We start from the raw sequence: 24,698 nt of genomic DNA, 5'->3' as shown, positions 1-24,698 counted from the left end.
CACTAGTCGAGTCGGCCTGCGCGGAAGATGTAACGGGGCTCAAACCATACACCGAAGCTACGGGTATCACGTAAGTGATGCGGTAGAGGAGCGTTCTGTAAGCCTGTGAAGGTGAGTTGAGAAGCTTGCTGGAGGTATCAGAAGTGCGAATGCTGACATGAGTAACGATAATGGGTGTGAAAAACACCCACGCCGAAAGACCAAGGTTTCCTGCGCAACGTTAATCGACGCAGGGTTAGTCGGTCCCTAAGGCGAGGCTGAAAAGCGTAGTCGATGGAAAACAGGTTAATATTCCTGTACTTCTGGTTATTGCGATGGAGGGACGGAGAAGGCTAGGCCAGCTTGGCGTTGGTTGTCCAAGTTTAAGGTGGTAGGCTGGAATCTTAGGTAAATCCGGGATTTCAAGGCCGAGAGCTGATGACGAGTTATCTTTTAGATAACGAAGTGGTTGATGCCATGCTTCCAAGAAAAGCTTCTAAGCTTCAGGTAACCAGGAACCGTACCCCAAACCGACACAGGTGGTTGGGTAGAGAATACCAAGGCGCTTGAGAGAACTCGGGTGAAGGAACTAGGCAAAATGGCACCGTAACTTCGGGAGAAGGTGCGCCGGTGAGGGTGAAGGACTTGCTCCGTAAGCTCATGCCGGTCGAAGATACCAGGCCGCTGCGACTGTTTATTAAAAACACAGCACTCTGCAAACACGAAAGTGGACGTATAGGGTGTGACGCCTGCCCGGTGCCGGAAGGTTAATTGATGGGGTTAGCTAACGCGAAGCTCTTGATCGAAGCCCCGGTAAACGGCGGCCGTAACTATAACGGTCCTAAGGTAGCGAAATTCCTTGTCGGGTAAGTTCCGACCTGCACGAATGGCGTAACGATGGCGGCGCTGTCTCCACCCGAGACTCAGTGAAATTGAAATCGCTGTGAAGATGCAGTGTATCCGCGGCTAGACGGAAAGACCCCGTGAACCTTTACTATAGCTTTGCACTGGACTTTGAATTTGCTTGTGTAGGATAGGTGGGAGGCTTTGAAGCGTGGACGCCAGTCTGCGTGGAGCCATCCTTGAAATACCACCCTGGCAACTTTGAGGTTCTAACTCAGGTCCGTTATCCGGATCGAGGACAGTGTATGGTGGGTAGTTTGACTGGGGCGGTCTCCTCCTAAAGAGTAACGGAGGAGTACGAAGGTGCGCTCAGACCGGTCGGAAATCGGTCGTAGAGTATAAAGGCAAAAGCGCGCTTGACTGCGAGACAGACACGTCGAGCAGGTACGAAAGTAGGTCTTAGTGATCCGGTGGTTCTGTATGGAAGGGCCATCGCTCAACGGATAAAAGGTACTCCGGGGATAACAGGCTGATACCGCCCAAGAGTTCATATCGACGGCGGTGTTTGGCACCTCGATGTCGGCTCATCACATCCTGGGGCTGAAGCCGGTCCCAAGGGTATGGCTGTTCGCCATTTAAAGTGGTACGCGAGCTGGGTTTAGAACGTCGTGAGACAGTTCGGTCCCTATCTGCCGTGGACGTTTGAGATTTGAGAGGGGCTGCTCCTAGTACGAGAGGACCGGAGTGGACGAACCTCTGGTGTTCCGGTTGTCACGCCAGTGGCATTGCCGGGTAGCTATGTTCGGAATAGATAACCGCTGAAAGCATCTAAGCGGGAAACTAGCCTCAAGATGAGATCTCACTGGAACCTTGAGTTCCCTGAAGGGCCGTCGAAGACTACGACGTTGATAGGTTGGGTGTGTAAGCGCTGTGAGGCGTTGAGCTAACCAATACTAATTGCCCGTGAGGCTTGACCATATAACACCCAAGCAATTTGAGTCGAAAGGCCAGATTGCGGTGTGTGAAGACGCAATGAACCGAAAGTTCGACGCTCACAAAACACCACGATCTATCACATACCCAATTTGCTGAAGCGAGGCCAACTGGCCACGACTCAGTACCCGAATTTCTTGACGACCATAGAGCATTGGAACCACCTGATCCCATCCCGAACTCAGCAGTGAAACGATGCATCGCCGATGGTAGTGTGGGGTTTCCCCATGTGAGAGTAGGTCATCGTCAAGATTAAATTCCAAAACCCCAATTGCGAAAGCAGTTGGGGTTTTGTTTTGGGCGCTCGAAAATCTGGTGGGGCGTCGATCATGACTGATATCCAGCCTTTCTATGCAATGACCCTGCGCATGGCTATCATGCGTGCCTCATTCTGAGGCGATATGTGCATGCTGACGTTGTTGAAACTTCTGAAAGATGGTCGCTTTCATTCTGGAGAAGCGCTTGGTGCCGCCCTAGGCGTCAGTCGCAGTGCCGTGTGGAAGCAGCTTCAGCATCTTGAGGCAGAATTGAATCTCCCCATTCATAAGGTCCGGGGGCGCGGATATAAATTGGCTGCGCCATTGATGTTTTTGAATGCGCAGGAAATTTCTCAGAGGGCGGCTTCCTTGGCTTGGCCCGTTCACATTTTCGACTCCATTGACTCCACTAATGCTGAGGCTTTACGTCTTGTCGATGCGGGCAGTGCGGCTCCTTTTATTGTGCTAGCGGAGCAGCAGACGGCTGGTAGGGGGCGACGAGGCCGCAAATGGGTCAGCCCATTTGCGCAAAACGTTTACTACAGCCTTGTATTGCGTGTTGAGGGCGGCCTGCGGCAACTGGAAGGGCTGAGTCTGGTGGTGGGGCTGGCAGTCCTGCAGGCTCTGCGTGAGTCGGGCGTGGAGGGCGCAGCTTTGAAGTGGCCAAACGACGTCCTGGTTGGGCACAAGAAAATCTCAGGCATCTTGCTTGAGTTGGTGGGAGATCCCGCAGATATCTGTCACGTTGTGCTAGGGATAGGTATCAATGTGAATATGCAGAAGGCTGTAGAGGTTGATCAGCAGTGGACCTCGATGCAGCTCGAGACGGGCTCTTCTGTTGATCGCAATCACCTGGTGGCGCGACTGGGCTTGCAGCTACAAGCCTACCTAGACCGACACAAGGCTGCGGGTTTTGCTGGGCTGCAAGCAGAGTGGGAGCAGCATCACGCGTGGCAAGGGAAGTGTGTGTCGCTTATCGCGGGCGTCAATCAGATTGATGGGGTTGTGCTCGGTGTAGATTGTCAGGGCGCGTTGCGTTTGGATGTCGGTGGCGTTGAGAAAATATACAGCGGTGGTGAGCTAAGCCTGAGGTTGCGTGATGATTCTTGAGCTCGACTGTGGAAATAGCTTTATCAAGTGGCGTGTTCTTGAGTCGAGTGATGCAAGTGTCCGCGCCGAAGGCATCGCAGGTTCGGATATTGCGCTGATCGACAGTTTGGTGGCTTTGCCTGGTCTATTGCTCACGCGTTGTCGGTTGGTGAGTGTTCGCACGCTTGAGGAGACCGATAAGTTGATAGCAGCGTTGGTAGGGGCATTTGGCGTTGCTGTTTCCTGTGCCACCCCTGCTCGAGAAATGAGCGGAGTGCGCAACGGCTACGAAGACTTCCAGCGCCTAGGAATGGATCGATGGCTGGCCATGCTAGGCGCGTTCAAGTTGGCGTCAGGTGCATGTCTGGTACTCGATTTTGGTACGGCGGCGACCGCAGATTTTATCGGTCCGGACGGTGAGCACCTGGGGGGGTTTATTTGCCCGGGTATGCCGCTTATGCGTAATCAACTGCGAACCCATACTCGCAAGATACGTTATGACGACGCGGCCGCTGAGCGGGCGCTGGAGCGTCTCTCTCCAGGTCGCACGACCGTAGAGGCCGTCGAGCGTGGTTGTACGCTCATGCTTAGAGGTTTCGTGCTGACTCAGCTCGAGTTGGCGCGAGGCTATTGGGGGGAGGATTTCACGGTCTTCCTCACTGGAGGCGATGCCGACCTGGTCAGGGATGCTGCGCCTCAGGCTCGGCTGGTCCCGGACCTGGTGTTTGTTGGTTTGGCGATGGCGTGTCCTTTGTCTTGAGGTGATTATGCGCTGGCTGTTTTTACTTTTACTGGTTCTCAATGTTTTTTATTACGTCTGGCATCAGCAAGAGGCGCCATTGCGGGCCAAGGATGTCACGCCCTTGAGTCTCCATCGAGGAGCGCAGCAAGATATTCGCCTCTTGAGTGAGTCGGCAGATGCGGTGGCTCGGCGTGATCGAGCGAGGTCGGTGGAGGCGCAGAATACCTGCTTGTACATCGGTGGTTTCTCGGATCGACGCCAAGCCTCCTCTCTCGAGCAGAGGCTCACGAGCCTGGATATAAAGGTCACGGTCCAGTTGCTGAATGCACAGAGCGCCTCGGGTTATTGGTTGCGTGTGGCCCCTGAGAGCCGTCGCCTGGCTGACGATCTGCCCTTTGAAAGCCTTGCTAATGAATTCAATGAGTTAAAACATAAAATAATGCTGTGCGAAGGCATTGCAACTCTCGAATAGTTTGCATAGAATGGCGCCCGCTTCGCAGTGAAGACCTTTAAGGGCTACAGTGCAAAGCTACCGTCAATGCAGCTAACCTCATAATTTAAATGAGAAAATGCTTGACAGAAGGCCGGCGTGATGTAAAATGCCGGCTCGCTTAGGAGGGGTTCCCGAGCGGCCAAAGGGATCAGACTGTAAATCTGACGTCTACGACTTCGAAGGTTCGAATCCTTCCCCCTCCACCATTTTTAGCGTGAGCTGCAAGCTCCGCGGGTATAGTTTAGTGGTAGAACCTCAGCCTTCCAAGCTGATGATGCGGGTTCGATTCCCGCTACCCGCTCCAAGTTTGCAGGTTGTGCAAGGTGTTTCGCTCTTGTAGCTCAGTTGGTAGAGCACACCCTTGGTAAGGGTGAGGTCAGCGGTTCAAATCCGCTCAAGAGCTCCATATGACAAGGCAGATATGAAAATATCTGCCTTTGTTTTAACAGCTGCCTCGGCTTGAATGTTGTTCGATGTTTCAGGTCTTGTGGGGTTGGTTGTTGTAAAGTCTTTTTCAGGCCTGCATAATGGTCGGCCTGATTTTGTTTTAGGTCAGTAGCTCAATTGGCAGAGCGACGGTCTCCAAAACCGTAGGTTGGGGGTTCGATTCCCTCCTGACCTGCCAGATTCACGTGGTGTGTCTGGCTTTCTTTTCACAGGATCTTCATAGATGACTCCTAAGGCTGAAGCTCAAAGCTCTCGTTTCGATCTGGTAAAGTGGCTCGCTGTAGTCGCCTTGGTGGTCGTAGGCGTTGTTGGCAATCAGTACTATTCTGCTTCGCCGATCCTGTACCGTGTACTCGCTTTGCTTGCCCTCGCTGCTGTAGCTGCCTTTGTAGGCCTGCAGACTGCCAAAGGCAAGTCCTTCGCGGTACTGGTTAAGGAAGCTCGCACCGAAATCCGTAAAGTCGTTTGGCCGACTCGCCAAGAAACCACTCAGACCACATTGATTGTCGTGGCTGTTGTTCTGGTTATGGCGTTGCTGTTGTGGGGGCTTGACTCCCTGCTCGGCTGGCTTGTTTCCTTGATTGTTGGCTAAGGGTGTCCCGTGGCTAAGCGTTGGTACGTTGTGCATGCTTACTCGGGTTACGAGAAGCATGTTATGCGCTCTTTGCTGGAGCGCGTAAAGCTGGCAGGCATGGAAGATGGCTTCGGCGAAATTCTGGTTCCCACTGAAGAAGTGGTTGAAATGCGGAATGGGCAGAAGCGCAAAAGCGAACGCAAGTTCTTCCCTGGCTACGTGCTGGTACAGATGGACATGAACGAAGGTACTTGGCACTTGGTCAAGGATACCCCTCGCGTCATGGGCTTCATTGGCGGTACTGCCGATAAGCCTGCTCCGATCACCGACAAAGAGGCGGAAGCAATTCTGCGTCGTGTTGCTGATGGTAGCGACAAGCCGAAGCCGAAGACGTTGTTCGAGCCTGGTGAGGTTGTTCGCGTTACAGACGGTCCGTTCGCTGATTTCAACGGTACGGTCGAAGAAGTTAACTACGAAAAGAGCCGGATCCAAGTGGCGGTGCTCATTTTCGGTCGCTCTACCCCGGTAGAGTTGGAGTTCAGCCAGGTCGAAAAGGTCTAGCAGGACAAGCATCCCAACCCCGCAGCCTAGGCTGTGGGGTTTTGTCGTCACTGGGATAAACGCGCAAGTAACCGGGGAGCCTTTCGAGGCGTTTGAACCCGTAATTGGAGTGCCTCATGGCCAAGAAGATTACCGCTTACATCAAGCTGCAAGTGAAGGCCGCTCAGGCCAACCCTAGCCCACCCGTCGGTCCAGCTCTGGGTCAGCACGGCGTGAACATCATGGAATTCTGCAAGGCCTTCAACGCCCGTACTCAGGGTCTTGAGCCAGGTCTGCCGACTCCAGTGATCATCACTGTATACAGCGACCGTAGCTTCACCTTCGAAACCAAGTCGACCCCGGCTTCGGTTTTGCTGAAGAAAGCTGCCGGTCTGACCAGCGGTTCCGCTCGTCCTAACACCGTTAAGGTTGGCACTGTAACCCGTGCTCAGCTGGAAGAAATCGCGAAAACCAAAAACGCGGATCTGACTGCAGCTGATATGGATGCAGCCGTGCGTACCATCGCCGGTTCTGCTCGTAGCATGGGCCTTAACGTGGAGGGTGTGTAATGGCTAAGCTGACCAAGCGCCAAAAGGCTATCGCCGGCAAAATCGAAGCGGGCAAGTCCTACAACTTCGTAGACGCTGCTGCCCTGCTGACCGAGCTGTCGACTGTCAAGTTCAGCGAGTCTGTTGACGTTGCTGTGAACCTGGGCGTTGACCCACGTAAATCCGACCAGGTCGTTCGTAGCGCTACTGTGCTGCCACACGGTACTGGCAAGACTGTACGTGTTGCCGTCTTCACCCAAGGCCCAGCTGCTGAAGCTGCTCTGGCCGCTGGTGCTGATCGCGTTGGCATGGATGACCTGGCTGCCGAAATGAAAGGCGGCGACCTGAACTATGACGTCGTAATTGCTTCCCCGGATGCAATGCGCGTTGTAGGTCAGTTGGGTCAGATCCTCGGTCCACGTGGCCTGATGCCTAACCCTAAAGTCGGCACCGTAACTCCAGACGTAGCTACCGCGGTTAAAAACGCCAAGGCTGGTCAGGTTCGTTATCGCACCGACAAAAACGGCATCATTCACACCTCCGTTGGCAAAGTCGGCTTCGATGCCGTCAAGCTGAAGGAAAACGTTGAAGCCCTGATCGCTGATCTGAAGCGTATCAAGCCTGCTTCCTCGAAAGGTATCTACGTCAAGCGCGTTACCCTGAGCACCACTATGGGCCCAGGTCTGGTCATCGACCAAGGCTCGCTGGACGTATAAGACATAAATTGGCGCGAGCAATTGCGCCAATTGAAAGATTGGGGTCCCTGCCTGGCGGGGGCTATCCAAGACCGTAGGCGACGCAAGTCTTAAACCAACAAGCCTACGCAGATGGTGCTCCCGGTTCCTTACCGAATCAGACACCAAAACGACATCAGGCCTAGGCCAGATGAAACGGTAACAAGCAGGAGTTAAACCCGTGGCAATTAATCTCGAAGACAAGAAGGCCATCGTCGCTGAAGTCAACGAGGCTGCCAAAGCTGCTCTGTCCGCTGTCGTGGCTGATGCCCGTGGTGTGACAGTAGGCGCTATGACCGGACTCCGTAAAGAGGCTCGTGAAGCTGGTGTATACGTACGTGTTGTACGAAACACCCTGCTCAAGCGCGCCGTTGCTGACACTGAATACAGTGTTCTCAACGACGTGTTCACTGGCCCGACTCTGATCGCGTTCTCTAAAGATCATCCAGGCGCTGCTGCCCGTTTGTTCAAGGAATTCGCCAAGAGTCAGGATAAGTTCGAGATCAAGGCAGCTGCGTTCGAGGGCAAGTTCCTCGCAGCTAACCAAATCGACGTACTGGCAACACTGCCGACCCGCGACGAAGCCATTTCGCAGCTGATGAGCGTGATTCAAGGCGCTACCAGCAAGCTGGCTCGTACTCTGGCTGCAGTTCGCGAGCAAAAAGAAGCTGCCGCAGCCTAAGGCTGAGCAACCTCTCTCGCGTATTTTTGTTTATTTCGATGGCCGCGTAGGCCGTCCCCCAATTCAGGAAATACAGCAATGTCTATCTCCCAAGACGATATCCTCAACGCCGTAGCTGAAATGTCGGTTCTGCAGGTTGTTGAGCTGATCAAAGCTTTCGAAGAAAAATTCGGCGTTTCCGCTGCCGCTGCTTCCGCCGGTCCAGCTGCTGCTGCCGCCGTTGTTGAAGAGCAAACCGAATTCAACGTCATGCTGACCGAAGCTGGCGAGAAGAAAGTAAACGTGATCAAGGCAGTACGTGAACTGACCGGTCTGGGCCTGAAAGAAGCCAAGGCTGTAGTTGACGGCGCTCCTGCCATGGTTCTGGAAGCTGTTACTAAAGACGCAGCTGACAAAGCCAAAGCTACTCTGGAAGAAGCAGGCGCTAAAGTCGAGCTGAAGTAAGCATCGACCTTGCGTCTCCAGCCCAAGCGTTAAGCTGAAGGCTGATGGCTGGTGGCTCTTGCCACCGGCCTTTTTCCGTTCTTGGCTGTCGACTCGGTCGCCGCCATTAACGCGCTGTAGCCACCCGAAGCGGTGGTGCAAACCATGGGGTTTGCAAGATTTTCTGGCTGCTCCCGTCGGAGGGGCCAAACAAGCAGGTGACCAAGCTGGGGAACGCTGATGGCTTACTCATATACTGAGAAAAAACGTATCCGCAAGGACTTTAGCAAGTTGCCGGACGTCATGGATGTCCCGTACCTTCTGGCTATCCAGCTGGATTCGTATCGTGAATTCTTGCAGGCGGGAGCGACCAAAGATCAGTTCCGCGACGTGGGCCTGCATGCGGCCTTCAAATCCGTTTTCCCGATCATCAGCTACTCCGGCAATGCTGCGCTGGAGTACGTCGGTTATCGCCTGGGCGAACCGGCATTTGATGTCAAAGAATGCGTGTTGCGTGGCGTTACGTACGCCGTACCTTTGCGGGTAAAAGTCCGTTTGATCATTTTCGACAAAGAATCGTCGAACAAAGCGATCAAGGACATCAAAGAGCAAGAAGTCTACATGGGCGAAATCCCATTGATGACTGAGAACGGTACCTTCGTAATCAACGGTACCGAGCGTGTAATCGTTTCCCAGCTGCACCGTTCCCCGGGCGTGTTCTTCGACCACGACCGCGGCAAGACGCACAGCTCCGGCAAACTCCTGTACTCCGCGCGGATCATTCCGTACCGCGGTTCGTGGTTGGACTTCGAGTTCGACCCGAAAGACTGCGTGTTCGTGCGTATCGACCGTCGTCGCAAGCTGCCGGCCTCGGTATTGCTGCGTGCGCTCGGTTACACCACTGAGCAGGTGCTGGACGCTTTCTACACCACCAACGTATTCAGCCTGAAGGATGAAACCCTCAAGCTGGAGCTGATCGCTTCGCGTCTGCGTGGTGAAATTGCTGTCCTGGACATCCAGGATGAAAAAGGCAAGGTCATCGTTGAGGCTGGCCGTCGTATCACTGCGCGCCACATCAACCAGATCGAAAAAGCCGGTATCAAAGAGCTGGAAGTGCCTCTGGACTACGTTCTGGGTCGCACTACCGCCAAGGTCATCGTTCACCCGGCTACAGGCGAAATCCTGGCTGAGTGCAACACCGAGCTGAACACCGAGATCCTGGCCAAAATCGCCAAGGCCCAGGTTGTTCGTATCGAGACCCTGTACACCAACGATATCGACTGCGGTCCGTTCATCTCCGACACACTGAAGATCGACTCCACCAGCAACCAATTGGAAGCGCTGGTCGAGATCTATCGCATGATGCGTCCTGGTGAGCCACCAACCAAAGACGCTGCCGAAACCCTGTTCAACAACCTGTTCTTCAGCCCTGAGCGTTATGACCTGTCTGCGGTCGGCCGGATGAAGTTCAACCGTCGTATCGGTCGTACCGAGATCGAAGGTTCGGGCGTGCTGTGCAAGGAAGACATCGTCGCGGTATTGAAGACCCTGGTCGACATCCGTAACGGCAAAGGCATCGTCGATGACATCGACCACCTGGGTAACCGTCGTGTTCGCTGCGTAGGCGAAATGGCCGAGAACCAGTTCCGCGTTGGCCTGGTACGTGTTGAGCGTGCGGTCAAAGAGCGTCTGTCGATGGCTGAAAGCGAAGGCCTGATGCCGCAAGACCTGATCAACGCCAAGCCAGTGGCTGCGGCGGTGAAAGAGTTCTTCGGTTCCAGCCAGCTTTCGCAGTTCATGGACCAGAACAACCCGCTCTCCGAGATCACCCACAAGCGCCGTGTTTCTGCACTGGGCCCGGGCGGTCTGACCCGTGAGCGTGCTGGCTTTGAAGTCCGTGACGTACACCCGACGCATTACGGTCGTGTATGCCCGATCGAAACGCCGGAAGGTCCGAACATCGGTCTGATCAACTCTCTGGCTGCCTATGCGCGCACCAACCAGTACGGCTTCCTCGAAAGCCCATACCGTGTGGTGAAAGACGCCCTGGTCACCGACGAGATCGTATTCCTGTCCGCCATCGAAGAAGCTGATCACGTGATCGCTCAGGCTTCGGCCACGATGAACGACAAGAAAGTCCTGGTCGACGAGCTGGTAGCTGTTCGTCACTTGAACGAGTTCACCGTCAAGGCGCCGGAAGACGTCACCTTGATGGACGTTTCTCCGAAGCAGGTAGTTTCGGTTGCAGCGTCGCTGATCCCGTTCCTGGAACACGATGACGCCAACCGTGCGTTGATGGGTTCCAACATGCAGCGTCAAGCTGTACCGACCCTGCGTGCTGACAAGCCGCTGGTAGGTACCGGCATGGAGCGCAACGTAGCACGTGACTCCGGCGTTTGCGTCGTGGCTCGTCGTGGCGGCGTGATCGACTCCGTTGATGCCAGCCGTATCGTGGTTCGTGTTGCCGATGACGAAGTAGAAACTGGCGAAGCCGGTGTCGACATCTACAACCTGACCAAATACACCCGCTCGAACCAGAACACCTGCATCAACCAGCGTCCGCTGGTGAGCAAGGGTGATCGCGTTCAGCGTAGCGACATCATGGCCGACGGCCCGTCCACCGACATGGGTGAACTGGCTCTGGGTCAGAACATGCGCATCGCGTTCATGGCATGGAACGGCTTCAACTTCGAAGACTCCATCTGCCTGTCCGAGCGTGTGGTTCAAGAAGACCGCTTCACCACGATCCACATTCAGGAACTGACCTGTGTGGCGCGTGATACCAAGCTTGGGCCTGAGGAAATCACTGCAGACATCCCGAACGTGGGTGAAGCTGCACTGAACAAGCTGGACGAAGCCGGTATCGTTTATGTAGGTGCTGAAGTTGGCGCTGGCGACATCCTGGTCGGTAAAGTCACTCCGAAAGGCGAGACCCAACTGACGCCGGAAGAGAAGCTGCTGCGTGCCATCTTCGGTGAAAAAGCCAGCGACGTTAAAGACACCTCCCTGCGTGTACCTACCGGTACCAAGGGTACGGTCATCGACGTACAGGTCTTCACCCGTGACGGCGTTGAGCGTGATGCTCGTGCACTGTCCATCGAGAAGACCCAGCTCGACGAGATCCGCAAGGACCTGAACGAAGAGTTCCGTATCGTTGAAGGCGCGACCTTCGAACGTTTGCGCTCCGCTCTGGTAGGCCACAAGGCTGAAGGCGGCGCAGGTCTGAAGAAAGGTCAGGACATCACCGACGAAATCCTCGACGGTCTTGAGCACGGCCAGTGGTTCAAACTGCGCATGGCTGAAGATGCTCTGAACGAGCAGCTCGAGAAGGCCCAGGCCTATATCGTTGATCGTCGCCGTCTGCTGGACGACAAGTTCGAAGACAAGAAGCGCAAACTGCAGCAGGGCGATGACCTGGCTCCAGGCGTGCTGAAAATCGTCAAGGTTTACCTGGCAATCCGTCGCCGCATCCAACCGGGCGACAAGATGGCCGGTCGTCACGGTAACAAAGGTGTGGTCTCTGTGATCATGCCGGTTGAAGACATGCCGCACGATGCCAATGGCACCCCGGTCGACGTCGTCCTCAACCCGTTGGGCGTACCTTCGCGTATGAACGTTGGTCAGATCCTTGAAACCCACCTGGGCCTCGCGGCCAAAGGTCTGGGCGAGAAGATCAACCGCATGATCGAAGAGCAGCGCAAAGTCGCAGACCTGCGTAAGTTCCTGCACGAGATCTACAACGAGATCGGCGGTCGCAACGAAGAGCTGGACACCTTCTCCGACCAGGAAATCCTGGATCTGGCGAAGAACCTGCGCGGCGGCGTTCCAATGGCTACCCCGGTGTTCGACGGTGCCAAGGAAAGCGAAATCAAGGCCATGCTGAAACTGGCAGACCTGCCAGAAAGCGGCCAGATGCAGCTGTTCGACGGCCGTACCGGCAACAAGTTCGAGCGCCCGGTTACTGTTGGCTACATGTACATGCTGAAGCTGAACCACTTGGTAGACGATAAGATGCACGCTCGTTCTACCGGTTCGTACAGCCTGGTTACCCAGCAGCCGCTGGGTGGTAAGGCTCAGTTCGGTGGTCAGCGTTTCGGGGAGATGGAGGTCTGGGCACTGGAAGCATACGGTGCTGCATACACTCTGCAAGAAATGCTCACAGTGAAGTCGGACGATGTGAACGGTCGTACCAAGATGTACAAAAACATCGTGGACGGCGATCACCGTATGGAGCCGGGCATGCCCGAGTCCTTCAACGTGTTGATCAAAGAAATTCGTTCCCTCGGCATCGATATCGATCTGGAAACCGAATAACACGTGACGCGAATCGAGAGCGGGGCTGTTTAGCCCGCTCTCTGCTCCGCCAGGAGGAAAGGCCTTGAAAGACCTACTGAATTTGCTGAAAAACCAGGGTCAAGTCGAAGAGTTCGACGCCATCCGTATTGGGTTGGCATCGCCTGAGATGATCCGTTCGTGGTCGTTCGGTGAAGTTAAAAAGCCGGAAACCATCAACTACCGTACGTTCAAACCTGAGCGTGACGGCCTGTTCTGCGCCAAGATCTTTGGCCCGGTAAAGGATTACGAGTGCCTGTGCGGTAAGTACAAGCGCTTGAAGCACCGTGGTGTGATCTGCGAGAAGTGTGGCGTTGAAGTCGCACTGGCCAAAGTTCGTCGTGAGCGCATGGCGCACATCGAACTGGCTTCGCCGGTTGCCCACATCTGGTTCCTGAAATCGCTGCCGTCCCGTATCGGCTTGCTGATGGACATGACCCTGCGTGATATCGAACGTGTTCTCTACTTCGAGAGCTATGTCGTTATCGACCCAGGCATGACCACCCTTGAAAAAGGTCAGCTGCTGAACGACGAGCAGTACTTCGAAGCGCTGGAAGAGTTCGGCGACGATTTCGATGCCCGCATGGGTGCCGAAGCTGTCCGCGAACTGCTGCACGCTATCGACCTGGAGCACGAGATTGGTCGTCTGCGCGAAGAGATTCCGCAAACCAACTCCGAAACCAAGATCAAGAAACTGTCCAAGCGTCTGAAGTTGATGGAAGCCTTCCAGGGTTCCGGCAACTTGCCAGAGTGGATGGTGCTGACCGTTCTGCCGGTTCTGCCGCCAGACCTGCGTCCGCTGGTACCGTTGGACGGTGGTCGTTTCGCGACGTCCGACCTCAACGACCTGTACCGCCGCGTGATCAACCGTAACAACCGCTTGAAGCGCCTGCTTGATCTGTCCGCTCCGGACATCATCGTGCGCAACGAAAAGCGTATGTTGCAAGAAGCGGTCGATGCCCTGCTCGACAACGGTCGTCGTGGCCGCGCTATCACCGGTTCGAACAAGCGTCCTCTGAAATCCTTGGCTGACATGATCAAGGGTAAGCAGGGTCGTTTCCGTCAGAACTTGCTCGGTAAGCGTGTTGACTACTCCGGTCGTTCGGTAATTACCGTAGGCCCGACCCTGCGTCTGCACCAGTGCGGTCTGCCTAAGAAGATGGCACTCGAGCTGTTCAAACCGTTCATCTTCGGCAAGCTGGAAATGCGCGGTCTTGCGACCACCATCAAAGCGGCCAAGAAAATGGTCGAGCGCGAACTGCCAGAGGTTTGGGACGTTCTCGCTGAAGTGATCCGCGAACACCCGGTTCTCCTCAACCGTGCACCGACCCTTCACCGTCTGGGTATCCAGGCGTTTGAACCTGTACTGATCGAAGGTAAGGCTATCCAGCTGCACCCTCTGGTCTGTGCTGCGTACAACGCCGACTTCGACGGCGACCAAATGGCCGTGCACGTACCGCTGACACTGGAAGCCCAGTTGGAAGCACGTGCGTTGATGATGTCGACCAACAACATTCTGTCGCCAGCCAACGGTGAGCCAATCATCGTTCCGTCGCAGGACGTTGTATTGGGTCTGTACTACATGACTCGTGAAGCGATCAACGCCAAAGGCGAGGGTCGTGTGTTCGCTGACCTGCAAGAAGTTGACCGTGTGTTCCGTGCTGGCGAAGCCGCACTGCACGCCAAGGTCAAGGTGCGGATAAACGAAACCGTCAACGACCGTGACGGCGGCAGCGTGAGCAACACCCGTATCGTCGACACCACTGTCGGCCGTGCGCTGTTGTATCAGGTTGTGCCAAAAGGTCTGTCGTACGACGTCGTCAACCTGCCGATGAAGAAAAAGGCGATCTCCAAGCTGATCAACCAGTGCTACCGCGTGGTTGGTTTGAAAGAGACCGTTATCTTCGCTGACCAGTTGATGTACACAGGTTTCGCTTACTCGACCATCTCCGGCGTTTCCATCGGTGTTAACGACTTCGTTATCCCGGATGAAAAAGCTCGCATCATCAGTGCTGCTACTGACGAAGTGAAAGAGATCGAGAGCCAGTACGCCTCCGGCCTGGTAACTCAGGGCGAGAAGTACAACAAGGTGATCGACCTTTGGTCCAAGGCGAACGACGAAGTTTCCAAGGCGATGATGGCCAACCTCTCGAAAGAGAAAGTCATCGACCGTCACGGCGACGAAGTTGACCAGGAATCCTTCAACTCGATGTACATGATGGCCGACTCGGGCGCACGGGGTTCTGCTGCGCAGATCCGTCAGCTCGCCGGTATGCGTGGCCTGATGGCCAAGCCGGACGGTTCCATTATCGAAACGCCGATCACTGCGAACTTCCGTGAAGGTTTGAGCGTACTTCAGTACTTCATCTCCACTCACGGTGCTCGTAAGGGTCTTGCGGATACCGCGTTGAAAACCGCTAACTCCGGTTACCTGACTCGTCGTCTGGTAGACGTTGCACAAGATCTGGTTGTAACCGAGATCGATTGCGGCACCGAGCACGGCCTGCTGATGACTCCGCACATTGAAGGCGGTGACGTTGTAGAGCCGCTGGGTGAGCGCGTATTGGGTCGTGTTATTGCCCGTGACGTATTCAAGCCAGGCACCGAGGAAGTTATCGTTCCTGCCGGTACCCTGGTGGATGAGAAGTGGGTCGAGTTCATCGAACTCAACAGCATCGACGAAGTGATCGTTCGCTCGCCGATCAGCTGCGAAACCCGCTACGGCATCTGCGCCAAGTGCTACGGCCGTGACTTGGCTCGTGGTCACCAGGTGAACATCGGTGAAGCGGTCGGCGTTATCGCTGCCCAGTCCATCGGTGAGCCGGGTACCCAGCTGACCATGCGTACGTTCCACATCGGTGGTGCGGCAAGCCGGACCTCCGCGGCCGACAGTGTTCAGGTTAAGAATGGCGGTACCGTCCGTCTGCACAACCTCAAGCACGTTGAGCGAGTGGATGGCCACCTGGTTGCTGTGTCCCGTTCCGGTGAGCTGGCAATCGCTGATGACTACGGTCGTGAGCGCGAGCGTTACAAGCTGCCGTACGGTGCTGTGATTTCGGTTAAAGAAGGTGACAAGGTCGACGCTGGCGCAATCGTGGCCAAGTGGGATCCGCACACTCACCCAATCGTTACCGAAATGAAAGGTACCGTGACCTACGTGGGCATGGAAGAAGGCATCACGATCAAGCGTCAGACTGACGAATTGACCGGTATGACCAACATTGAAGTACTCGACGCCAAAGATCGTCCAGCTGCCGGCAAAGACATCCGTCCTGCCGTGAAGATGGTCGACGACAACGGCAAGGACCTGTTGCTGCCAGGCACTGACGTAATCGCTCAGTACTTCCTGCCAGCCAACGCCCTGGTCGGTGTAGCGGATGGTGCGAAGATCGCGATCGGTGATGTTATCGCACGTATCCCGCAAGAAACTTCGAAGACCCGTGACATCACCGGTGGTCTGCCGCGTGTTGCTGACTTGTTCGAAGCTCGTCGTCCGAAAGAAGCGTCGATTCTGGCTGAAGTCAGCGGCACCATCGCGTTCGGTAAAGAGACCAAGGGCAAGCGCCGTCTGGTCATTACCCCGAACGACGGTAGCGATCCGTATGAAGAGCTGATTCCGAAGTGGCGTCACCTGAACGTGTTCGAAGGCGAACAGGTAAACCGCGGCGAAGTTATCTCCGACGGCCCGAGCGATCCACACGACATCCTGCGTCTGCTGGGTGTGAGTGCGCTGGCCAAGTACATCGTTAACGAGATCCAGGACGTTTACCGTCTGCAGGGCGTGAAGATCAACGACAAGCACATCGAGACCATCCTGCGTCAGATGCTGCGTAAAGTTGAAATCGCTGAATCCGGCGATTCCAGTTTCATCAAGGGCGACCAGATGGAACTGACTCACGTACTGGTAGAAAACGAGCGCCTGGCGAACGAAGAGAAATTTGTCTCCAAGTTCACTCGCGTGTTGCTGGGTATCACCAAGGCGTCGTTGTCCACTGAGTCGTTCATCTCGGCGGCCTCCTTCCAGGAGACCACTCGCGTACTGACCGAAGCAGCGGTAACCGGCAAGCGCGATTACCTGCGCGGCCTGAAAGAAAACGTAGTCGTGGGTCGTCTGATCCCGGCGGGTACCGGCTTGGCTTACCACAGCGAACGTAAGCGTCGCCGTGATGCTGACAAGCCGCTGCGCGTAAGCGCCAGTGAAGTGGAAGCTGCACTGACCGAAGCGCTGAACTCAAGCGGTAACTGAGTTCCGCGATAGATGAGTCTGGGCCCTGGCACTCCCATTCGTCGGATCGAGGCATTTTTGCCCCGGTTCGGCGCGAGGGGAGGTCGGGGCCTTGCCTTGACTGGGGACAAGATCCTCTTTAGACTCTTGTACCCCTAAATTTGGCGGGAATTCGTTCCTGCCATTTTGCTTTTCTTGCAAGACAATAGCGTCGCAAGACAACAGTGGAGCTAGTAGATGGCAACTATCAACCAGCTGGTACGTCAGCCGCGTAAGCGTATCGTCGAGAAATCCGACGTACCTGCGCTGCAGAACTGCCCGCAACGTCGTGGCGTATGCACCCGTGTGTATACCACCACGCCGAAAAAACCTAACTCGGCACTGCGTAAAGTATGCCGTGTGCGTCTGACAAACGGTTTCGAGGTTTCCTCGTACATCGGCGGTGAAGGCCACAACCTGCAAGAGCACAGCGTGGTACTGATCCGCGGCGGTCGTGTAAAAGACTTGCCAGGTGTTCGTTATCACACCGTACGCGGTTCCTTGGATACTTCCGGCGTTAAAGGTCGTAACCAGGGTCGTTCGAAGTACGGTACCAAGAAGCCTAAGTAGTAGCGGCTTTTTGTAAACCTGAATCATCTTATTTTCTGAGTCGATAAGAGTAAGGTCGGAGGCGTCCCGAAAGGGCACCGATTCCGAGCGAACCTGAAGACCGTTTGAGGGCTTATCCATGCCAAGAAGACGCGTAGCAGCCAAGCGCGAAGTGCTTGACGATCCAAAATACGGAAGCCAAATTCTGGCCAAGTTCATGAACCACGTAATGGAAAGCGGCAAGAAAGCCGTTGCCGAGCGTATCGTTTATGGCGCGCTGGAAAAGGTTAAAGAACGCAAGAACAGCGACCCCCTGGAAATCTTCGAGAAAGCTCTCGACGCCATCGCTCCGCTGGTCGAAGTGAAGTCGCGCCGTGTAGGCGGTGCTACTTACCAGGTTCCGGTTGAAGTTCGCCCGTCCCGTCGTAACGCTCTGGCAATGCGCTGGTTGGTAGACTTCGCCCGTAAGCGCGGCGAGAAGTCTATGGCTCTGCGTTTGGCCGGCGAACTGTTGGACGCTGCTGAAGGTAAAGGTGCTGCTGTTAAGAAGCGTGAAGACGTGCACCGTATGGCTGAAGCCAACAAAGCTTTCTCGCACTACCGCTTCTAATTTTAGCTTCACTAATTTTGCGAGGGCTTTATGGCTCGTACTACTCCGATTAGCCGCTACCGTAACATCGGTATCGTCGCTCACGTGGATGCTGGTAAAACCACCACCACCGAGCGCGTACTGTTTTACACCGGCAAAAGTCACAAAATGGGCGAGGTGCATGACGGCGCCGCGACCACAGACTGGATGGTTCAGGAGCAGGAGCGTGGTATTACCATTACTTCTGCTGCTATTACCGCCTTCTGGAAAGGTTCCGAGAAGCAGTACAAAGACGAGCATCGCTTCAACGTAATCGATACCCCGGGTCACGTAGACTTCACCATTGAAGTTGAACGTTCCCTGCGCGTACTCGACGGCGCTGTCGTTGTGTTCTGCGGCACCTCGGGTGTTGAACCTCAGTCGGAAACCGTATGGCGTCAAGCCAACAAGTACGGCGTTCCACGTCTTGTTTATGTAAACAAGATGGACCGTGCTGGTGCCAACTTCCTGCGCGTGATCGGTCAGATCAAGCAGCGTCTGGGTCACACTCCGGTGCCAATCCAGTTGGCTATCGGTTCCGAAGACAACTTCCAGGGTCAGATCGATCTGATCAACATGGAAGCTGTTTACTGGAATGATTCCGACAAAGGTATGGTTCCTGTTCGCAAGCCTATCCCTGAAGAGCTTCAGGAGCTGGCTGACGAGTGGCGCAACAACATGGTTGAGGCTGCGGCCGAAGCCAGCGAAGAGCTGATGAACAAGTACCTCGAAGGTGAAGAACTCACCAACGTGGAAATCAAGGCCGCCCTGCGTCAGCGTACCATCGCTGGCGAGATCGTCTTGGCTGTTTGCGGTTCTTCCTTCAAGAACAAGGGTGTTCCCCTGGTTCTCGACGCCGTTATCGACTACCTGCCTGCTCCAACCGACATTCCTGCTATCAAGGGTTCCAACCCTGATAACGAGGAAGAAGAGATGGAGCGTCATGCAGACGACAACGAGCCCTTCTCGGCTCTGGCGTTCAAGATCGCTACCGACCCATTCGTGGGTACTTTGACCTTCGTCCGCGTTTACTCGGGCGTGTTGGCCTCCGGCGACGGCGTGATCAACTCGGTTAAAGGCAAGAAAGAGCGCGTGGGTCGTATGGTGCAAATGCACGCAAACGCCCGTGAAGAGATCAAGGAAGTACGCGCTGGTGACATCGCGGCCCTGATCGGCATGAAGGACGTCACCACTGGTGAGACTTTGTGCGACGCTGCCAAGCCAATCATCCTGGTTCGCATGGACTTCCCGGAGCCGGTTATTTCGGTTGCCGTAGAGCCTAAGACCAAGGATGACCAGGAAAAAATGGGTATCGCTCTGGGCAAGCTTGCTCAGGAAGATCCATCTTTCCGCGTCAAGACTGATGAAGAGACTGGTCAAACGATCATCTCCGGCATGGGCGAGCTGCACCTGGACATCCTGGTTGACCGGATGCGCCGTGAGTTCAACGTCGAAGCCAACATCGGTAAGCCTCAGGTTTCCTATCGTGAGCGCATCACGAAGAACTGTGAAATCGAAGGCAAGTTCGTTCGTCAGTCCGGCGGTCGTGGTCAGTTCGGTCACTGCTGGATCCGTTTTGCTCCTGCTGACGAAGGTCAGGAAGGTCTGCAATTCGTGAACGAAGTAGTAGGTGGTGTTGTTCCTAAGGAATACATCCCTGCTATCCAGAAGGGTATCGAAGAGCAGATGAAGAACGGTGTTGTTGCCGGCTATCCGCTGATCGGCCTGAAAGCAACCGTTTTTGACGGTTCTTACCACGACGTCGACTCCAACGAGATGGCGTTTAAGGTGGCTGCTTCCATGGCAACCAAGCAACTGGCCCAGAAGGGCGGTGGTGAGTTGCTTGAGCCAATCATGGCGGTAGAAGTTGTTACACCTGAAGACTATATGGGTGATGTCATGGGCGACCTTAACCGTCGTCGCGGCATGATCTTGGGTATGGAAGACACGGTTTCCGGCAAAGTGATTCGCGCCGAGGTTCCGTTGGGCGAGATGTTCGGTTATGCGACCGACGTTCGTTCCATGTCCCAGGGTCGCGCAAGCTACTCTATGGAATTCAAAAAATACAACACAGCTCCGGCGCACATCGCTGAAACTGTATCCAAAAAACAAGGCTGATTCAGTCCTTTAGGCAAGGAGTTAATTGTCGTGGCTAAAGAAAAATTTGATCGTTCCCTACCGCACGTAAACGTTGGCACCATCGGCCACGTTGACCACGGTAAAACCACTCTGACCGCTGCTCTGACTCGCGTCTGCTCCGAAGTTTTCGGTTCGGCTCGTGTTGACTTCGACAAGATCGACAGCGCACCAGAAGAAAAAGCTCGTGGTATCACCATCAACACCGCGCACGTTGAGTACAACTCGACTATTCGTCACTACGCTCACGTTGACTGCCCAGGTCACGCTGACTACGTGAAGAACATGATCACTGGTGCTGCCCAGATGGACGGCGCTATCCTGGTTTGCTCGGCCGCTGATGGTCCGATGCCACAAACCCGTGAGCACATCCTGCTGTCCCGCCAGGTTGGCGTTCCGTACATCGTGGTTTTCCTGAACAAGGCTGACCTGGTAGACGACGCTGAGCTGCTGGAACTGGTTGAGATGGAAGTGCGCGATCTGCTGAGCACTTACGACTTCCCAGGCGACGACACTCCGATCATCATCGGTTCTGCTCGTATGGCTCTGGAAGGCAACGACGAAAACGAAATGGGCACCACTGCCGTTCGTAAACTGGTTGAAACTCTGGACAGCTACATCCCAGAACCAGTTCGTCTGACCGACAAGCCGTTCCTGATGCCAATCGAAGACGTATTCTCGATCTCCGGTCGCGGTACTGTTGTGACTGGTCGTATCGAGCGCGGTATCGTTCGCGTTCAGGATCCACTGGAAATCGTTGGTCTGCGTGACACTACTGTTACCACCTGCACCGGTGTTGAAATGTTCCGCAAACTGCTCGACGAAGGTCGTGCTGGCGAGAACTGCGGCGTTCTGCTGCGTGGTACCAAGCGTGACGACGTTGAGCGTGGCCAGGTTCTGGTTAAGCCAGGTTCGGTCAAGCCGCACACCAAGTTCACCGCAGAAGTTTACGTTCTGAGCAAAGAAGAAGGCGGCCGTCATACTCCGTTCTTCAAAGGCTACCGTCCACAGTTCTACTTCCGTACTACTGACGTGACCGGTAACTGCGAATTGCCAGAAGGCGTTGAAATGGTAATGCCAGGTGATAACATTCAAATGACTGTTACCCTGATCAAAACCATCGCAATGGAAGACGGTCTGCGCTTCGCTATCCGTGAAGGCGGCCGCACCGTTGGTGCTGGCGTTGTAGCTAAAATCATCGAGTAATCTCTCTTTTGAGTGAGCTCTGATGTTTTGAGAAGGCCCCCGCTTAGCGGGGGCCTTTTTTATTGGGTTGACACATATCTAGGGCGTCTATAGAATTGCGCCTCCTTTTAACGGGCGTATTGCGCCCGGTGGGAATAGCAGCCGGAGTCTGAAATCCAATGCAAAATCAGCAAATTCGTATCAGGTTGAAGGCTTTTGACCATCGCCTGATCGACCAATCCACCCAGGAAATCGTGGAAACCGCGAAACGTACTGGTGCTCAAGTGCGTGGTCCAATTCCACTGCCTACCCGTAAAGAGCGGTTCACCGTTCTGGTCTCCCCGCACGTCAACAAAGACGCGCGTGACCAGTACGAGATCCGTACTCATAAGCGCGTACTGGACATCGTCCAGCCAACGGATAAAACCGTTGATGCACTTATGAAGCTCGATCTGGCGGCCGGTGTGGAAGTACAGATCAGCCTCGGCTAAGACTTGGGTCTTAGTCGTGTAACGCTCTGAAATGGGCGGCCATAGCGGGTGAAAGCCCCGTACACTCATGAGGTTTACAACATGACTATTGGTGTAGTCGGTCGTAAATGCGGTATGACCCGTATTTTCACCGAAGAAGGTGTCTCCATTCCGGTCACGGTCATTGAGATCGAACCGAATCGCGTCACCCAGTTCAAAACTGAAGAAACCGATGGCTATCGTGCAGTGCAAGTCACTGTCGGCGAGCGTCGTGCTTCGCGCGTGACTGCTGCTCAAGCAGGTCACTTCGCTAAAGCAAACGTTGCAGCTGGTCGTACTGTCATGGAGTTCCGTCTTGAAGACGGCGACTACCAGGCTGGCGATCTGATCAACGCTGAAATCTTCGCCGCTGGTCAACTGGTTGACGTAACCGGTCAGTCCAAGGGTAAAGGCTTCCAGGGTACGATCAAGCGTTGGAATTTCCGTGGTCAAGACAACACTCACGGTAACTCCGTTTCCCACCGCGTCCCGGGCTCTATTGGCCAGTGCCAGACTCCTGGTCGTGTATTCAAGGGCAAAAAAATGTCCGGTCATATGGGCGCTGAGCGCGTGACCGTGCAGTCCCTCGAAGTAGTGCGCGTCGACGCTGAACGCAATCTGTTGTTGGTCAAGGGTGCTGTTCCTGGCGCTACTGGCGGCAACCTGGTTGTACGTCCAGCGGCCAAGGCTCGCGGTTAAGGGGAAGCTGACATGCAATTAAATGTAAATGACGCTCAAGCGATCGAAGTTTCCGAACTGACATTTGGCGGCGAATTCAACGAGACGCTCGTTCACCAAGCAGTCGTGGCCTACATGGCCGGCGGCCGTCAAGGTAGCAAGCAGCAAAAGACCCGTTCCGACGTACGTGGTGGCGGTAAGCGCCCTTGGCGTCAGAAAGGCACTGGCCGTGCTCGTGCCGGTACTATCCGTAGCCCAATCTGGCGTGGCGGCGGTACCACTTTCGCAGCTCGTCCACAGGATCACTCTCAGAAGCTCAACAAGAAGATGTACCGCGCAGCACTGCGCTCCATCCTTGCTGAGCTCGTGCGTACTGATCGTCTGGTCGTGGTTCAGGACTTCGCTGTTGAAAGTCCAAAAACCAAAGATCTGCTGGGCAAACTGAACAACATGAGCCTGACCGACGTTTTGATCGTGTCCGAAGCTGTTGATCAGAACCTGTACCTGGCTGCTCGCAACCTGCCACACGTTGATGTACGTGACGTGCAAGGTTCCGATCCAGTTAGTCTGATCGCATACGACAAGGTGTTGATCACCGTGTCGGCCGTGAAGAAATTCGAGGAGCTGCTGGGATGAACCAGGAACGCGTATTTAAAGTTCTGCTTGGCCCGCACGTTTCCGAAAAGGCTACGGTTCTGGCTGACAAGAAAGGCCAGTTCGTTTTCAAGGTTGCAACTGACGCAACCAAGCTGGAAATCAAGAAGGCCGTCGAAAGCCTGTTCAGCGTGAAAGTAGAGCGTGTTACTACCCTGAATGTTCTGGGTAAGAGCAAGCGCACTGCTCGCGGTCTGGGCAAGCGTAATGACTGGAAGAAGGCGGTTATCTCCCTTCAGCCAGGCCAAGATCTCGATTTCAGCAGCAGTGCTGAGTAAGGAAGGGGTGCATCATGGCAATCGTTAAATGCAAACCGACTTCCCCTGGCCGCCGTTTTGTGGTCAAGGTGGTCAACCAGGAGCTGCATAAAGGCGCTCCTCACGCACCGCTGCTCGAGAAAAAATCGAAGTCTGGTGGTCGTAACAACAATGGTCGTATTACCACTCGTCACATCGGTGGTGGCCATAAGCAGCATTATCGTCTGGTCGACTTCCGTCGCAACGACAAAGATGGCATCGCTGCCACTGTCGAGCGTATCGAATACGATCCAAACCGTACTGCTCACATCGCTCTGCTGCTGTACGCAGATGGCGAGCGTCGCTACATCATCGCCCCTAAAGGCGTGAGTGCTGGCGACCAGCTGATCGCAGGTGCTCTGGCACCGATCAAGCCGGGCAACGCTCTGCAACTGCGTAACATTCCAGTTGGTAGCACCGTACACGGCATCGAATTGAAGCCAGGTAAAGGCGCACAGATCGCTCGTTCCGCTGGTGCTTCGGCTCAGTTGATCGCTCGTGAAGGCGTCTACGTGACCCTGCGTCTGCGTTCTGGTGAGATGCGTAAAGTACTGGCTGAATGCCGTGCGACCCTGGGCGAAGTCTCGAACTCCGAGCACAGCCTGCGTTCGTTGGGTAAAGCTGGTGCCAAACGCTGGCGTGGCGTTCGCCCAACCGTTCGTGGTGTTGCCATGAACCCGGTTGACCACCCACACGGTGGTGGTGAAGGTCGTACCTCTGGTGGTCGTCATCCGGTATCGCCATGGGGCTTCCCGACTAAGGGCGCGAAGACTCGTGGTAATAAGCGTACCGACAAAATGATCGTCCGTCGTCGCAAGTAAATAGAGGGATACGACAGTGCCACGTTCTCTGAAAAAAGGTCCTTTTATTGATCTTCACCTACTGAAGAAGATCGAAGTGGCGGCGGAAAAGAACGATCGCAAACCAGTTAAGACCTGGTCGCGTCGTTCGATGATCCTGCCACAAATGGTCGGTCTGACCATCGCAGTACACAACGGTCGTCAACACGTCCCAGTTCTCGTTAACGAAGACATGGTCGGCCACAAACTGGGCGAGTTTGCCGGTACCCGCACTTATCGTGGGCACGTGGCAGACAAGAAAGCCAAGCGTTAAGGGGTTAGGA

21 protein-coding genes, 4 tRNA genes and 2 rRNA genes (1 of these 27 only partly in view) are annotated in these 24,698 nt (G+C 54.9%); all 27 read left to right on the top strand.

What is annotated here, in order from left to right:
• Nucleotides 1-1,800 (top strand): 23S ribosomal RNA (locus CLM72_RS25410) (it extends 1,092 nt beyond the left edge of the window).
• Between the two features lie 151 nt (nucleotides 1,801-1,951).
• Nucleotides 1,952-2,067 (top strand): 5S ribosomal RNA (gene rrf / locus CLM72_RS25405).
• Nucleotides 2,068-2,222: 155 nt separating this feature from the next.
• On the top strand, nucleotides 2,223-3,182 hold the full coding sequence (birA, locus tag CLM72_RS25400; protein WP_105228729.1) for a bifunctional biotin--[acetyl-CoA-carboxylase] ligase/biotin operon repressor BirA: 960 nt from the start codon (nucleotides 2,223-2,225) through the stop codon (nucleotides 3,180-3,182).
• Entirely contained in the window at nucleotides 3,172-3,921 is a 750-nt protein-coding gene (locus tag CLM72_RS25395) for a pantothenate kinase (RefSeq protein WP_105228728.1), read from the top strand. The genes birA and CLM72_RS25395 overlap by 11 nt, the downstream gene beginning before the upstream one ends.
• 7 nt (nucleotides 3,922-3,928) lie before the next feature.
• Nucleotides 3,929-4,375: a hypothetical protein gene (locus tag CLM72_RS25390; protein WP_105228727.1), complete on the top strand. Its 447-nt coding sequence runs from the start codon at nucleotides 3,929-3,931 to the stop codon at nucleotides 4,373-4,375.
• Between the two features lie 142 nt (nucleotides 4,376-4,517).
• Nucleotides 4,518-4,602, top strand: a tRNA-Tyr gene (locus CLM72_RS25385).
• A gap of 24 nt (nucleotides 4,603-4,626) precedes the next feature.
• Nucleotides 4,627-4,700, top strand: a tRNA-Gly gene (locus CLM72_RS25380).
• 26 nt (nucleotides 4,701-4,726) lie between these two features.
• Nucleotides 4,727-4,802, top strand: a tRNA-Thr gene (locus tag CLM72_RS25375).
• A 143-nt stretch (nucleotides 4,803-4,945) separates the two neighbouring features.
• A tRNA-Trp gene (locus CLM72_RS25370) sits at nucleotides 4,946-5,021 on the top strand.
• Nucleotides 5,022-5,066: 45 nt separating this feature from the next.
• Entirely contained in the window at nucleotides 5,067-5,435 is a 369-nt protein-coding gene (gene secE, locus CLM72_RS25365) for a preprotein translocase subunit SecE (RefSeq protein WP_003194658.1), read from the top strand.
• A gap of 9 nt (nucleotides 5,436-5,444) precedes the next feature.
• Nucleotides 5,445-5,978, top strand: coding sequence for a transcription termination/antitermination protein NusG (gene nusG / locus CLM72_RS25360; RefSeq protein ID WP_003176436.1), 534 nt, complete (start codon nucleotides 5,445-5,447; stop codon nucleotides 5,976-5,978).
• A 116-nt stretch (nucleotides 5,979-6,094) separates the two neighbouring features.
• A complete protein-coding gene (gene rplK, locus CLM72_RS25355; RefSeq protein ID WP_003176435.1) occupies nucleotides 6,095-6,526 on the top strand; it encodes a 50S ribosomal protein L11 in 432 nt (143 codons plus the stop codon).
• Nucleotides 6,526-7,221 (top strand): 50S ribosomal protein L1, encoded by a 696-nt coding sequence (rplA, locus tag CLM72_RS25350; protein ID WP_003176434.1) that lies wholly within the window; start codon nucleotides 6,526-6,528, stop codon nucleotides 7,219-7,221. The genes rplK and rplA overlap by 1 nt, the downstream gene beginning before the upstream one ends.
• A 199-nt stretch (nucleotides 7,222-7,420) precedes the next feature.
• A complete protein-coding gene (gene rplJ / locus CLM72_RS25345; RefSeq protein ID WP_003232405.1) occupies nucleotides 7,421-7,921 on the top strand; it encodes a 50S ribosomal protein L10 in 501 nt (166 codons plus the stop codon).
• Between the two features lie 78 nt (nucleotides 7,922-7,999).
• Complete coding sequence (gene rplL, locus CLM72_RS25340; RefSeq protein WP_020302454.1) at nucleotides 8,000-8,365, top strand: 50S ribosomal protein L7/L12; 366 nt, start codon at nucleotides 8,000-8,002, stop codon at nucleotides 8,363-8,365.
• Nucleotides 8,366-8,584: 219 nt separating this feature from the next.
• Nucleotides 8,585-12,658, top strand: a complete 4,074-nt coding sequence (gene rpoB / locus CLM72_RS25335; RefSeq protein ID WP_010206926.1) for a DNA-directed RNA polymerase subunit beta — start codon at nucleotides 8,585-8,587, stop codon at nucleotides 12,656-12,658.
• Between the two features lie 64 nt (nucleotides 12,659-12,722).
• The gene (gene rpoC, locus CLM72_RS25330; RefSeq protein WP_005791982.1) at nucleotides 12,723-16,922 is read left to right on the top strand and encodes a DNA-directed RNA polymerase subunit beta'; all 4,200 of its coding nucleotides are present in this window, start codon (nucleotides 12,723-12,725) and stop codon (nucleotides 16,920-16,922) included.
• 216 nt (nucleotides 16,923-17,138) lie between these two features.
• A complete protein-coding gene (gene rpsL / locus CLM72_RS25325) occupies nucleotides 17,139-17,510 on the top strand; it encodes a 30S ribosomal protein S12 (protein ID WP_002555494.1) in 372 nt (123 codons plus the stop codon).
• A 118-nt stretch (nucleotides 17,511-17,628) separates the two neighbouring features.
• Nucleotides 17,629-18,099, top strand: a complete 471-nt coding sequence (gene rpsG / locus CLM72_RS25320; protein ID WP_002555493.1) for a 30S ribosomal protein S7 — start codon at nucleotides 17,629-17,631, stop codon at nucleotides 18,097-18,099.
• Nucleotides 18,100-18,129: 30 nt separating this feature from the next.
• Nucleotides 18,130-20,235, top strand: a complete 2,106-nt coding sequence (gene fusA / locus CLM72_RS25315; protein WP_003194651.1) for an elongation factor G — start codon at nucleotides 18,130-18,132, stop codon at nucleotides 20,233-20,235.
• Nucleotides 20,236-20,265: 30 nt separating this feature from the next.
• A complete protein-coding gene (tuf, locus tag CLM72_RS25310; protein WP_005791980.1) occupies nucleotides 20,266-21,459 on the top strand; it encodes an elongation factor Tu in 1,194 nt (397 codons plus the stop codon).
• A gap of 158 nt (nucleotides 21,460-21,617) precedes the next feature.
• Nucleotides 21,618-21,929: a 30S ribosomal protein S10 gene (gene rpsJ, locus CLM72_RS25305; protein ID WP_003186070.1), complete on the top strand. Its 312-nt coding sequence runs from the start codon at nucleotides 21,618-21,620 to the stop codon at nucleotides 21,927-21,929.
• A gap of 81 nt (nucleotides 21,930-22,010) precedes the next feature.
• Entirely contained in the window at nucleotides 22,011-22,646 is a 636-nt protein-coding gene (gene rplC / locus CLM72_RS25300) for a 50S ribosomal protein L3 (protein WP_003194649.1), read from the top strand.
• 12 nt (nucleotides 22,647-22,658) lie between these two features.
• Nucleotides 22,659-23,261: a 50S ribosomal protein L4 gene (rplD, locus tag CLM72_RS25295; protein WP_003176424.1), complete on the top strand. Its 603-nt coding sequence runs from the start codon at nucleotides 22,659-22,661 to the stop codon at nucleotides 23,259-23,261.
• A complete protein-coding gene (rplW, locus tag CLM72_RS25290) occupies nucleotides 23,258-23,557 on the top strand; it encodes a 50S ribosomal protein L23 (protein WP_002555488.1) in 300 nt (99 codons plus the stop codon). Before rplD ends, rplW begins: the two co-directional genes overlap by 4 nt.
• A gap of 14 nt (nucleotides 23,558-23,571) precedes the next feature.
• Nucleotides 23,572-24,396, top strand: coding sequence for a 50S ribosomal protein L2 (gene rplB / locus CLM72_RS25285; protein WP_003186055.1), 825 nt, complete (start codon nucleotides 23,572-23,574; stop codon nucleotides 24,394-24,396).
• 16 nt (nucleotides 24,397-24,412) lie between these two features.
• Nucleotides 24,413-24,688 carry a 30S ribosomal protein S19 gene (gene rpsS, locus CLM72_RS25280; protein WP_002555486.1) on the top strand — a complete coding sequence of 92 codons (276 nt, stop codon included), beginning with the start codon at nucleotides 24,413-24,415 and terminating at the stop codon, nucleotides 24,686-24,688.
• The last annotated feature ends 10 nt before the right edge of the window (nucleotides 24,689-24,698 follow it).

The organism is Pseudomonas sp. MYb193, from assembly GCF_002966775.1.
GTDB classification, from domain to species: domain Bacteria; phylum Pseudomonadota; class Gammaproteobacteria; order Pseudomonadales; family Pseudomonadaceae; genus Aquipseudomonas; species Aquipseudomonas paracarnis.
Note: the sequence above shows the minus strand (reverse complement) of the source record. Positions and strands in the feature narration are given on the sequence as shown.